Origin of the sequence: Actinoplanes sp. NPDC049599, from assembly GCF_044465625.1 — a bacterium.
In the GTDB taxonomy this organism is placed as follows: Bacteria; Actinomycetota; Actinomycetes; order Mycobacteriales; family Micromonosporaceae; genus Actinoplanes.
This window is the reverse complement of record NZ_JBITLX010000035.1, coordinates 59410-71553: the sequence shown is the minus strand read 5'-3', so window position 1 is coordinate 71553 and position 12144 is coordinate 59410. Positions and strand designations below refer to the sequence as shown.

Sequence of the window (12144 nt, the reverse complement as noted above, 5' to 3'; positions counted from 1 at the left end):
CAGCTTGCACAGTGGCCGGATGAGAGCAGCGGTGTTCGACCGGTACGGCCCGCCCGAGGTGCTCCGGGTCGCGGAGCTGCCGGATCCGGTGCCGGGCCCGGGCGAGGCGCGCATCCGGGTACGCGCGGCCGGCGTCCAGCCCTTCGACGTCGCGGTGCGCGAGGGCTGGATCAGGCGCGGGCCGGCGCACTTCCCGCACCAGGTCGGCCAGGAGTTCTCGGGGGTGGTCGACCTGCTCGGCGCGGACGTCGCCGGCCCCGCCCCCGGCACCGCGGTGCTCGGCTCCACGATGATGAACGGCCAGGCGACGCACGTCGTGGTGCCCGCCGCCGACCTCGTCGGCAAGCCGCCGCAGCTGTCCTTCCCGGCGGCGGCCGCGCTGGTGGCGGCGGGGCAGACCGCGTCGGGGGCGCTGACCCAGCTGGCCGTCACCGCGGGCGACGTGGTACTGGTGCACGCGGCGGCGGGCTCGGTCGGCACGCTCGCGGTGCAGCTCGCCCGGCTGGCCGGGGCCACCGTGATCGGCACGGCGAGCCCGGCCAACCACGCCTACCTGCGTGAGCTGGGCGCGATCCCGGTGGCCTACGGCGCCGGCCTGGTCGAGGCGGTCCGCGCGGTGGCACCGGGGCCGGTGACGGTGGCGCTGGACGCCGCGGGGCGCGGTGCGGTCGCGGCGTCGGTCGCGCTGGGCGTGCCCCGGGAGCGGATCGGCACGATCGTCGACGACAAGGAGGCCGCCGAGTTCGGCACGCCGGTGGTCCGGCCGGCGCGGTCGCCCGTACGGCTCGCGGAGGTGGTCGCGCTGGCCGCCCGCGGGGTGCTGGCGATGCCGGTGCGGGCGTACCCGCTCGCGCAGGCCGCGGAGGCGCACGCGGTGGTGCAGTCCGGGCACGGCCGCGGCAAGGTGGTGCTGATCGTGGAGCCGTGAGGCTCAGGCGACGGCGGCGCGGTGGATCCAGGCGTCCAGGTTCCGGGGCAGCTCGGCCTTGCCGTAGAGCCAGCCCTGGGCCAGGTCGCAGCCCTGCTCGCGGAGCCAGTCGCGCTGCACCTCGGTCTCCACCCCCTCGGCCACCACCCGCAGGTTCATCGCCCGGGTCATCGCCAGCACGGCCCGCACGATGGGCTCGTTGGCGCCGTCCTCGCCGACCTGGCCGACAAACGACCGGTCGATCTTGACGATGCCGACCGGCAGCCGGTTGAGGTAGCTCAGCGACGAGTAGCCGGTGCCGAAGTCGTCGATGCACAGCACGACGCCGAGGTCGCGGAGCCGGCCCAGGGTGGCCAGCGCGGTGTCCAGGTCCTCCATCACGCCGGACTCGGTGATCTCCAGCCAGAGCTGTTCCGGGGCGAGCCCGGTGTCGGCCAGCACCTCCTGCACGATCGCCACCAGGGCGCAGTCGCGCAGCTGGCGGACCGAGACGTTGACCGAGACGTGCAGCCGCCGCGCGGCCGGGCCGCGTTCGGCGGTCCACCGGGCGAGCTGGGCCGCGGACTCGCGCAGCAGCCAGGCGCCGCTCTCCACGATCAGGCCGGTCTCCTCGGCCACCGGGATGAAGTCGACCGGCGACACCGCGCCCAGCGTCGGGTGCTGCCAGCGCATCAGCGCCTCGAAGCCGTCCAGCTCGTCGGTGGCCAGGTCCACGATCGGCTGGAAGTGCACGGAGAGCTCGCCGCGCGGCAGGGCCCGGCGCAGCGCCTGCTCCAGGTTCATCCGGTCCCGCACCTCGTCGCGCAGGGACGTGTCGAACAGCGCGTACGCGTTGCGCCCGTTCCCCTTCGCCTTGTACATCGCGGTGTCCGCGTCGCGGATCAGCTCCAGGGCGTGCGCCCCGCCGGGCGACTTCGCCACCCCGATGGACGCGGAGATCACCACGTTGCCGACCGACAGCTCGAACGGGCGGAGGAACTCGGCCAGCACCCGGTCGGCCAGCGACTCGGCCAGCGCGGAGTGCGACGGGCTGGCCAGCGCGATGACGAACTCGTCGCCGCCGATCCGGCAGACCAGGTCCGCGCCGCGGATCTGGGCGCTGAGCCGGCCGGCCACCGCGCAGAGCAGCTCGTCGCCGACCTGGTGGCCCCAGTGGTCGTTGACCATCTTGAACCGGTCCAGGTCGATGAAGAGCAGGCTGATCTCCTGCTGTTCGGCCGCGGCCCGGTCGCCCCACTGCGTGATCGTCTCGGCGAGCAGCTCGCGGTTCGGCAGGTCGGTCAGGGCGTCGTGGGTGGCCCGGCGGCGGGTGGCCCGCTCGGCGCGCGCCCGCGAGTTGTTGGAGCGCACCACCCGGGCGAAGACGGCCAGGATGAGCAGGACACACAGGGTCGAGCGGACGATGCCGTTCAGCGTGGAGCCGGCCGGCAGCACGGTGGTGATGATCGTCGGGATGACGACCAGCGCGGCGATCAGCCCGGTGCGGATCTTGCCGAGGTCGGTGACGACCACGTCCTGCGGCTGGGTCAGCGTCCGCATCGACGGTTGCAGGCCGGCGGCGCCGAGCAGCAGGAACGTGGCCATGAACAGCACGTCGATGGCGTGCTGCGGCACCGCCATCAGCGCGCCGTCGCGCAGCATGAACAGGAAGTCGCCGACGAACATCGTCGTCGAGGACCCGATGAGCAGCCACAACGCCGGCTGGCGGGCACCGCCGGACAGGGCCAGCTGGGCGACCAGCACCAGCAGCACGACGTCGATGACCGGGAAGAACGAGTTGGCGATCCGCAGCGGGGTCAGGTCGGTCTGCCCCATCGACGGCACGATCAGGTACGTCCAGCACATGAACGCCGCGGCCAGCCCGACGAGCAGCGCGTCCACCCGGGCCGGGTCGTCGTCGGCGGCCCGGCGCCGGCGCAGCATCGCGGCGAAGCCGTAGCCGATGAGCGCATACGCGGGAAGCACGAAGGCGTCCGGGATGAGCGCCATCGGGGTCGGCGGGGACGCCGCGGCACCGGGCACGACGGCCCGCAGCACGATGCCGACAAAAACGAGCCAGGCGGCGTAGAGCAGCAGACGCCACGGCGCGCGGTGGCCGGGCAGGGCCATCCGGCGGACGGCGTACGTCGTCGCGGACAGGCCGCCCACCATCGCGAGCAGCATCAGCGGCGCCTGCAACCCGGCCGGGCCGACCGCGAACAGGGCGATCATGAGGGCCGAGACGCCGAGGTAGGACCAGGCCAGCAGGGTGCTGCGCGGGGGGAGCCCAGGCTGCACCGCGGGCGGCGCAGCGAGCTCGCCGTCCGTGCGGACAGGCGCCAGCACAGAAGTCACATCTCAACGATCGGCAGAAACGCCTGATGCATTAACAATCCCCACGCCCGGCACCGGAAACAGAGTGACCGGTGTCACGAGAAACGGCAACTCTACACATGAAACCCACATACGTTTCATCCTGATCCGGCCTGGTCCGATGGCTTTCACGGGGGGATACGCGTGGCGGAGAAGACCCAGAGAATCATCAAATCCGCGCTGCTCAGCGGCGCGCTCGCAGTGAGCGGTGTGATTGCGGTGACGGGCGAGAGCAGCTCGGCGGCGCCGGTTCCGGCCGCCGGCGCCGGCGCGTCCACACTCCAGACGATCGACCTGGCGGCTGCCACCGGCCGGAGTTTCTCCACGTCCGGGGCGCGCACCGTCGCGCCGCGTACCACCGGGCTTTTCAGCGTGATCGGCGCGACCTGGGCCGACCCGCGCCGGGTGCTCGGCGACGTCGTCGAGGTCCGCACCCGGCGGGCCGCCGACGGCACCTGGAGCGCCTGGCGGCACCTGGAGTCCCACGCGGCGGCGCCGGTGGAGCCCGGCTCGGGTGACGCGGCGGCGGCCCGGGGCAGCACCGAACCGCTCTGGGTCGGCGACTCCGACGGCGTGCAGGCCCGGATCGCCGGGCGGGCCGGGCCGTTGCCGGCCGGGCTGCGGGTGGACCTGATCAACCCGGGTGCGCCGCCGGCCGCGCGGACCGCCCCGGCCGGGTACGCCGTACCGCAGTCCCCCGGCCTCGCCCGCGACGCCGAGGTCGTCGTGCCGCCCCGCCCCGCGCCGACCGTGGTCAGCCGGGCCGGCTGGGGCGCCGACGACACCATCGTCCGGGGCGCCCCCGAGTACTCCACCGACGTGCAGGTGGTCTTCGTGCACCACACGGCGGGCACCAACAACTACAGCTGCGCCCAGTCCGCGTCGATCATCCGCGGCATCGCGGCGTACCACGTGAAGAGCAACCACTGGGACGACATCGGCTACAACTTCCTGGTCGACAAGTGCGGCACCCTCTTCGAGGGGCGCAAGGGCGGGATCGGCCGGCCCGTGCTCGGCGCGCACACGCTGGGCTTCAACGCGCGCAGCAGCGCCATCGCGGTGCTCGGCGACTACTCCGGGCGCGGCGTGCCGGCCCGGGTCCGGCGGGTGATCGCGCAGGTCGCGGCGTACAAGATCGGGGCGTACGGCAACCCGCCGGCCGGCCGGGTCGCGATGGCCTCCAGCGGCAGCGACCGGTACGACAAGGGCAGCACCGCGATGCTGAACCGGATCTCCGGGCACCGCGACACCGGCCGCACCGCGTGCCCCGGCGACGCCCTGTACTCGCAGCTCGGTCCCATCCGCAGGATCGCGAACGCCGGGCCGAGCGGGCTGGCCGTCGCCAAGGTGAACGGCGCCACCAAGGTCGGCGGCACCTGGTACACCCGCGGCACGCTGCGGCCGTTCTGGCGGGTGGACACCCCGGTCACGCTGATGCACCGGTTCGACGTGCTGGTCGACGACGTGCTCACCGCCTCGGTGCCGCGGGCCGACCGCCAGCAGCTGCTCCGGCTCGAACCCGGGCGGCACACGGTCCAGGTGCGGGCGGTCGCGCTCAACGGCAAGGTCTCGACCACCAGCGCGGACGTGCTGGTGGACCGGACGCTGCCGGAGTTCACCAGCGGGCCGAGCGTGGCGCTGCGGACCGGATCGCTCAACGGGATCGTGCCGGTGCGGTTGCGCTGGGCGGTCGCGGACGCGGGCGGGCTGGCCGGCCTGGACGTGACGACCCCGGCCGCGGTGAGCCTGACGCCCGCGACGACGGCCTGGGCGGGCAGCGTGCCGGCGGGCGCGGAGATCAGCTACGGACTGCGCGCCACCGACCGGGCCGGCAACGTGCGCTCGGTGGCGGTGCAGCGCACGGCGTACGTCGCCGCGGAGACCCTGGCGGACCGGACCGGCGCCTGGAGCCCGGTCGGCTCGGCGGTCCACCTGGGCGGGCAGGCGCTCCGCAGCACGGCCGCGGACTCGTCGCTGACCTGGGCCTTCACCGGCCGCTCGGCGGCCCTGGCGGTGTCCCGGACGGCCGTGTCGGGCCGGGTACGGGTGTTCGTCGACGACCAGCCGGCCGGGGTCGTCGACCTGCGCTCGCCGGCGACGCTGAACCGGCGCGCGGTGTGGTCCCGGTCCTGGAGCTCCAGCGACCGGCACACCGTCCGGATCGAGGTCGAGGGGACCGCGGGCCGCCCCGGCGTGATCGCCGACGGGCTGGTCTACCTGCGGTGACCGCCGCCCTGCGGGTCGGGCCGGCCGGCGAGGTGCTGATCGAGCACGACCCGCAGGGACCGCATGGCGAAGTACAGCCGGGACTTGAGCGTCTCGACCGGCACGCCCCGGGCGGCGGCCGCGTCCTCCAGCGAGACGCCCTCGTAGAAGAGCTCCACCAGGATGTCGCGGTGCGCGGTCGCGAGGTCGTCCATCGCCCGCACGATCGTCGTGGCGGCCTGCGGTCCCGGCGCCCGCTCCGGCGGCGGGGCCGGGGGCCGGTCGTCGTGCCCGGCCGTCCGCACGCCGTCGCGCAGGATCGTCCGGGCGGTCAGCACCAGCCACGGGCGCACCGCCGAGGCCCGCTGCGGAAACCGCGACGGGTCCTGGGCGGCGTGGTAGAGCGTCTCCTTCAGCAGGCTCTCGGCGGCCGCTTCGTCGCCGTCGGTCAGCCTCAGCACGTACGTCTCCAGCGCCTCCCGGTGCGGCCGCACCAGGGTCTCGAAGACCGCGGCCGCGCGGTCCTGGGCGGCCCGGGCTGCGGCACTGCCCGGCGTCGGCACGAACAGGTCCGCGTGCAGCGGAGGCTTCCGAGGCCGGTCGGCCGCGTGGCGGCCCATGGGTGCCCCTCTCCGTCTGATGTCGGCACCCATGCTGGCCCGCCGGCCCGCCGGCGGCCACGGGAGAAGTACCCGCGATCACACAATCGGGTACGGGTCAGGTAGTTCTCCCGTGTCCGCGGCCGGACCCGCGCAGGACTGTTGGTCGCTGGAGGATCACGATGCTCTGCGTACACGTGCCGCCCTGTCCCGGGGCGACCCAGTCCGACCACGAGGCCGCCCGGGTGGTGGCCACCCACCCTGAGCAGGGGTGGAGCCTGCTCTGCAACGGCGTGGTGACGTTCGACGACAACGGTGAGCTGCTCCCCGACGGCCGCGTGACGGCGCCGCGGGTGTGTGCCGGGCTCGCGCTCGCCGCCCGCCCCGAGGTATCCGTCGGCATCCGGGCCACGGCCGCCGGAGGTCACACCCACTAACGTGCTCCTATGAGCACCGCCACAACCGCGCGTGGTTCTCCCGGCAACCTGCCCGCGGAGGTGACCAGCTTCGTCGGCCGGCGGCACGAGCTGACCGGGGTCCGGCGGATGCTGTCCACCAGCCGGCTGGTGACGCTGACCGGCGCCGGTGGTGTCGGCAAGACCCGGCTGGCCCAGCGGGTGGGGCTGGACATGCGGCGCGCGTTCGCCGACGGCGTGTGGCTGGTCGAGCTGGCCGAGCTGCGTGATCCGGACCTGGTCGCGGTCACCGTGGCCGAGGCCCTCGGGGTACGCGAGGAGTCCGTCAGCCCCGGCGCCCCCGGCCTGGCCGCGTTCCTCGCCGACCAGCAGGCGCTGCTCATCTTCGACAACTGCGAGCACCTGGTCGGCGCCTGCGCGGACCTCGCCGAGACGCTGCTGCGCACCTGCCCGGGCCTGCGCATCCTGGTGACCAGCCGGCAGGCGTTGCGGATCGCCGGCGAGGCCACGCTGACCGTGCACCCGCTGTCGGTGCCCGAGCCGGACGCGGCGTGCACCCCCGCCGAGCTGGCCCGCTACGAGTCGGCCAGCCTGCTGATCGAGCGGGCGACGGCGGTGCTGCCGGGCTTCACCCTCACGGAGGCCAACTGCGCCACGATCAGCGCGCTGTGCCTGGCGCTGGAGGGCATGCCGCTGGCCATCGAGCTGGCGGTGGCCCGGCTGCGGGTGCTGACGCTGGACGAGATCCTGGACCGGCTGACCGACCGGTACAAGCTGCTCACCGCCGGCGCCCGCAACGCGCCGGCCCGGCAGCAGACGCTGCGCGCCCTCATCGACTGGAGCTGGGACCTCTGCTCCGAGCCGGAACGGGTGATCTGGGCACGGCTGTCGGTCTTCTCCGGCGGCCTGGAGCTGGACGCCGCGGAGTACGTGGGCGCCGACGAGAAGCTGCCGGCCGACGCCATCCTCGACCTGGTCGCCTCGCTGGTGGAGAAGTCGGTGATCGCCCGCACCGGGGACGGTCCCCGGGCCCGCTACAAGATGCTCGAGGTGGTCCGCGAGTACGGGGCCGCCCGGCTCGCCGACGCCGACGAACACGCCGAGGTGGCGCGCCGGCACTGCGAGTGGTTCGCCCGGCTGGCCGCGTACGGTGACGCCCATTGGGTGAGTCCCGACCAGGCCGCGCTGATCATGCGGTTGCGCGACGAGCAGGCCAACCTGCGGGTGGCCCTGGAGTACGCGGTCACGACGGCGACGCCGGAGACCGCCCTGCGCTTCGCCGCCGACCTGCAGAACCACTGGTTCGTCCGGGGCTTCCTCTCCGAGGGGCGGCACTGGCTGGACCGGGCGCTGGCCCGGCCGGCGCCCCGGCACTGGACCCGGGCCCGCGCGCTGCGGGTGGCGGCGTGGATCGCCTGCATCCAGAGCGACCCGGAACGGGCCGAGGCGCTGCTGGCCGACGCCCGCGCGCTGGCCCTGACCCTGCCACCCTCGCCCGAGCTGGCGTTCCTCCCGCTGATCGAGGGCAACATCGCCATGTTCGGCGGCGCCCACGCCAAGGCGCTGCCGCTGTTCGAGCAGGCCCTGACCCGGTTCCGGGAGCTGGGCTCGCTCAGCGGTCAGATGTGGACGCTGGCGGTCCTGGGCCTGGCCCGCGGCCTGGGCGGCAACGACCCGACGGCGGGCTATCCGGACCTGATGGCGTGCCGCGACCTGGCGGTGGCGAACGGCGAGGTGTGGTGGCGCTCGTTCGTGCTGTGGGCGCTGAGCGTGTTGCGCTGGCTGGCCGGCGACGGCCCGGGCGCGGCCGAGGCGGCTAAGGAGAGCCTCGAGGTCGGCAAGATGGTCGAGGACGAGCAGTTCAGCGTGGGCCTGGCGCTGGAGTCGCTGGGCTGGGTGTCCGGCACCGAGGGCCGCGACCAGCGCGCGGCCATGCTGCTGGGCGCGGCCGAGCGGGTGTGGCAGGCGATGCACGCCTCGCTGGCGGCGTTCCGCGGCATGCAGGACTTCCACGAGCAGTCGATGACCACCGTCCGGCTGCGGCTGGGCGACCGGGCGTTCGACACGGCGTTCCGGCGCGGCGCCGAGCTGAGCACCGCCGAGGCCGTGACGATGGCGCTGGAACGGCCCACGTCCACCGGCCTGCCGGCACCCCGCCAAGCCGCCGGCCCGCCGGCACCCCGCCCGGCCACCGGCCTGCCGGCACCCCGCCCGGCGTCGGCGGAGGCCATGCCCAGCCCGGACGCCCGGTTGGCGGAGCTGGGCCTGACGCCGCGCGAGCGTGAGGTCATCGCGCTGGTCGCGCAGGGTCTGAGCAACCGGGAGATCGCGGCCCGGCTGGTGGTGGCCCAGCGGACGGCGGAGGGACACGTGGAGAACATCCTGAGCAAGCTCGGCTTCACCTCGCGGGCCCAGGTGGCGGGATGGCTGGCGGCGCACCGCGATACCTGACAGAAGGTGTCAGTCATCTGCGGCAGGATCAGGTGATCGGCGGCGATCAGCGCCGCCCGTACCCGAAAGGCTGTGCCATGCCCGGATTCGCCTCCCTCGCCATGATCAATCTGGACGCCGCGGATCCCGCCGCCCTGGCGGCGTTCTACTCGCAGGTGCTGGGCTGGGAGGTCCTGCACAGCGCGGACGAATACGCCATGATCGGCGACGGCTCGACCAGCATCGGCTTCGGCCGGCTGCCGGGGTATTCGGCGCCCGGGTGGCCGGAGGAGAGTGCCCCTAAGCGCTTCCATTTGGACTTCTATGTCGAAGATCTGGACAAGGCGGAGGAGCAGGCGGTGGCGCTGGGGGCGACCAAGCCGACCGAGCAGCCGAATCCGGAGCGGTGGCGGGTGCTGCTGGATCCGGGCGGCCATCCGTTCGATATTTGCCTGCGTAGCTGACGGGAGCGCTTGAGGTCTGCCGCCGCGCCGACCAGATCCCGGCGCGGCGGGCGGTCACCGATCCGCCGCCGCCACCCGCTGCGGGTGGCGGCGGCGGGCTGCGGGGCTCCGGGGCCGCTTGACTGCGGGGCCGCCGGGCTGCCGGGCCGCAGCGCTCCAAGACCGCCCGACCGCCCGGCCGCAGCGCTCCAAGACCGCCCGACCGCCCGGCCGCAGCGCTCCCGGGCTCCCGGGCTACCGGGCTACCGGGCTACCGGGCTACCGGGCTACCGGGCTACCGGGCTACCGGGCTACCGGGCATGATCGCGGCGGGCGAGCGGATCGGCATTCCGCCACGCGACACCGCCGCGCTACGGCCGGAAGTGTCGCGCGCGGCCTGACATCATCGCCCGATGCTCGCCGCCCTCATCACCGCCCTGTCCCCGCACGACGACCTCGAAGCCGCCCACCGCGCCGACGCCCTGGCCTGGCTGGCCGGCACGGACGACGTGTACCGCCGGGTCAAGCCGGCGACGCCGCCGAAGCACCTGGTGTCCTATGTGGTCCCGACGGATCCGGAAACCGGCGACGTGCTGCTGGTGGACCACCGCAACGCCCGGCTCTGGCTGCCACCGGGCGGCCATGTGGAACCGGGCGAGCACCCCGCACTGACCGCCGCCCGCGAACTGGAGGAGGAACTGGGCGTCACCGGCGCGGCCGCCGAACCCATCTTCCTGACGGTGACGGAGACGGTGGGGGTGGACGCGGGGCACACGGACGTGAGTTTGTGGTTCCCGGCCGAGGTCCGCCGCGACCAGCCGCTGCGGGTGGACGAGGGCGAGTTCGCCGGGGTCCGCTGGTGGCCCCGGACGGAGCTGACGGCGGCTGACCCGGCCCGCTTCGACCCGCATCTGGGCCGCTACCTCCGCCGGCTCGACAGACTCTGACCACTGCTCATCACGACCGCCTCCGCCCCCGTCCGCGGGCGGCTTCGACCTCGCCGCATTGCCCAAAAGAATGCATTCCTGCGGCGTCAGGAAATTGGCATGATCGACTGTTGATCTGAGTGGAGAATTGTCGCCGAGGTGCGGGAGAATAGGCCCATGCGGCAGCTCCAGTTCTTCACCAATACGGAACTCGCTGCTATGCGCGACCGCACCGCATCCCGCACCTACTCGCCCGAGAATGACGATTTCCGCCGCACCCATCAGCGCCATCGTGCCTGGGGCTTAGCGCAGCGCCACGCCGCACGCTTGCGGCACCTGCGGGAGAAATCCCGCGCCACCCGGCCGCCAGAGGCCGGCGAAGACCGACCGACGCCGCCGCCGCAACCGGCCCAGGCAAAGCCGCAGCCAGCTCGCCCAGAGCCCCGGCCAACCTGCACAGAGCCGCAACCGACCCAGGCAGAGCCCCAGCCAGCCCGCGCAGAGCCGCAAGCAGCCCGGATAGAGCCCCTGCTGGCCCAGACAGAGCCACAACCGGCGCGCGCAGAAGAGCCAGTCACGATCGAGCAGACACCCACCTATGACACCTTGACCAGCAGAAACACGCCGCCAGGTCGACCGAGGGCAGCCCGACCGGACACACCCCGCCGAGACCGGCCACCCACACCCCACCCACGCGCCGACCGGCCCACCCAAGCAGAGCCACAACCCGCCCGGGCAGAAGAGCCAGTCACGATCGAGCAGACACCCACCTATGACACCTTGACCGGCAAAAACACGCCGCTGAGTCGACCGAGGGCAGCCCGACCGGACACACCCCGCCGAGACCGGCCACCCACACCCCACCCGCGCGCCGCCCGGCCCACCCAAGGTGATCGTCACAGCCCGGGCGCTGACCACAACCGGTCCGCCAGGCGTGGATGCGGCCTCCCCTGCAAGGTCCCCCAGTCAGCTACAGCGCCTCAGCGGGACCGCCCCGATGCACCGGCACCGATCCCGGCCAGACCGCCACGGAGTCGCCGCCGTTGCGCAGAAAACGATGCGTTATCTCTCTCCGGAATGAGTCGGAGGATCAGCCGATCTCCACCCTTTGATAAGCGACGCGGAGCACCATTGTCCCGCCAAGAATGGTCAGTGCGGCCGATCCGCATCGGATGCCGGTGCATCAAGCGGGCGCCGCCCGGTCCGGCACGACGCCGAAGACCCCGACCGATTTGAGCTCAGCACGCCGGGCAGGAGCGACCGGCACCAAGCCGAGTTCGGGGCGCGCATTGAGCGGCAGTGGAGCTCCTCAGCCGGTTCTCAGGCAGGGGTCGCGACCATGTCTCGCGTGGTGTCAGTTGGCGGACCAGATGGCGGCGTTCAGGGCCGTTGCGAAGCTCACCCACGCCCAGTACGGCACCAGCAGCCACGCCGCCGTCCTGGAGATCGGCCGGAACAGCGCGATTGTTGTGCCGATCAGCAGCCACAGCATCGCGATGTCGAGCAGGGCCAGGCCGTACTGGCCGGCGCCGAAGAAGATCGGTGTCCAGATCGCGTTGAGGGCCAGTTGCAGCGCGTAGACGGAGAGTGCGCGGTTCCAGCCCGTGCGGCGCCAGACCAGCCAGCCGGCGACCGCGATCATCGCGTACAGGATGGTCCATACCGGGCCGAAGAGCCACGACGGTGGCGCCCACGACGGTTGTTCGAGGGTCTGGTATTCGGCCGAGGTGCCGCTGACGCCGAGCACGCCGAGCAGGGCCGCGACCGTCACCGCGGCGGCGAACGGGATCAGGCCCCACCAGGTGGGCCGGTGCGCGACGGGGGCTGTGGTCATGGCCGGGGTTT

The 12144-nt window shown here is 73.4% G+C and carries 9 protein-coding genes; 6 read left to right on the top strand and 3 right to left on the bottom strand.

The features are described from left to right. Positions 1-19: 19 nt before the first annotated feature. Entirely contained in the window at positions 20-928 is a 909-nt protein-coding gene (locus ACIBQZ_RS38105; RefSeq protein WP_396093783.1) for an NADP-dependent oxidoreductase, read from the top strand. A 3-nt stretch (positions 929-931) separates the two neighbouring features. Here ACIBQZ_RS38105 and ACIBQZ_RS38100 read toward each other — a convergent pair whose 3' ends face one another. Further along, positions 932-3262, bottom strand: a complete 2331-nt coding sequence (locus ACIBQZ_RS38100; protein WP_396093782.1) for a putative bifunctional diguanylate cyclase/phosphodiesterase — start codon at positions 3260-3262, stop codon at positions 932-934. Between the two features lie 162 nt (positions 3263-3424). On the opposite strand from ACIBQZ_RS38100, the gene ACIBQZ_RS38095 reads away from it, so the two are divergent. Continuing rightward, positions 3425-5506, top strand: coding sequence for a peptidoglycan recognition protein (locus tag ACIBQZ_RS38095; protein WP_396093781.1), 2082 nt, complete (start codon positions 3425-3427; stop codon positions 5504-5506). Here the strand turns inward: ACIBQZ_RS38095 and ACIBQZ_RS38090 are convergent. Beyond that, on the bottom strand, positions 5494-6105 hold the full coding sequence (locus ACIBQZ_RS38090) for a sigma factor-like helix-turn-helix DNA-binding protein (protein WP_396093780.1): 612 nt from the start codon (positions 6103-6105) through the stop codon (positions 5494-5496). The genes ACIBQZ_RS38095 and ACIBQZ_RS38090 overlap by 13 nt on opposite strands. Positions 6106-6266: 161 nt before the next feature. On the opposite strand from ACIBQZ_RS38090, the gene ACIBQZ_RS38085 reads away from it, so the two are divergent. From ACIBQZ_RS38085 to ACIBQZ_RS38070, 4 genes are all read left to right on the top strand, one after another. Further along, positions 6267-6521: a DUF5999 family protein gene (locus tag ACIBQZ_RS38085; protein WP_396093779.1), complete on the top strand. Its 255-nt coding sequence runs from the start codon at positions 6267-6269 to the stop codon at positions 6519-6521. Between the two features lie 9 nt (positions 6522-6530). Next, positions 6531-8951, top strand: coding sequence for an ATP-binding protein (locus ACIBQZ_RS38080; RefSeq protein ID WP_396093778.1), 2421 nt, complete (start codon positions 6531-6533; stop codon positions 8949-8951). Then, positions 8924-9394, top strand: coding sequence for a VOC family protein (locus tag ACIBQZ_RS38075; protein WP_396093777.1), 471 nt, complete (start codon positions 8924-8926; stop codon positions 9392-9394). Before ACIBQZ_RS38080 ends, ACIBQZ_RS38075 begins: the two co-directional genes overlap by 28 nt. Before the next feature lie 392 nt (positions 9395-9786). Continuing rightward, complete coding sequence (locus ACIBQZ_RS38070) at positions 9787-10320, top strand: NUDIX domain-containing protein (RefSeq protein ID WP_396093776.1); 534 nt, start codon at positions 9787-9789, stop codon at positions 10318-10320. Positions 10321-11653: 1333 nt separating this feature from the next. Here ACIBQZ_RS38070 and ACIBQZ_RS38065 read toward each other — a convergent pair. Next, a complete protein-coding gene (locus ACIBQZ_RS38065; RefSeq protein ID WP_396093775.1) occupies positions 11654-12133 on the bottom strand; it encodes a TspO/MBR family protein in 480 nt (159 codons plus the stop codon). Positions 12134-12144: the final 11 nt, after the last annotated feature.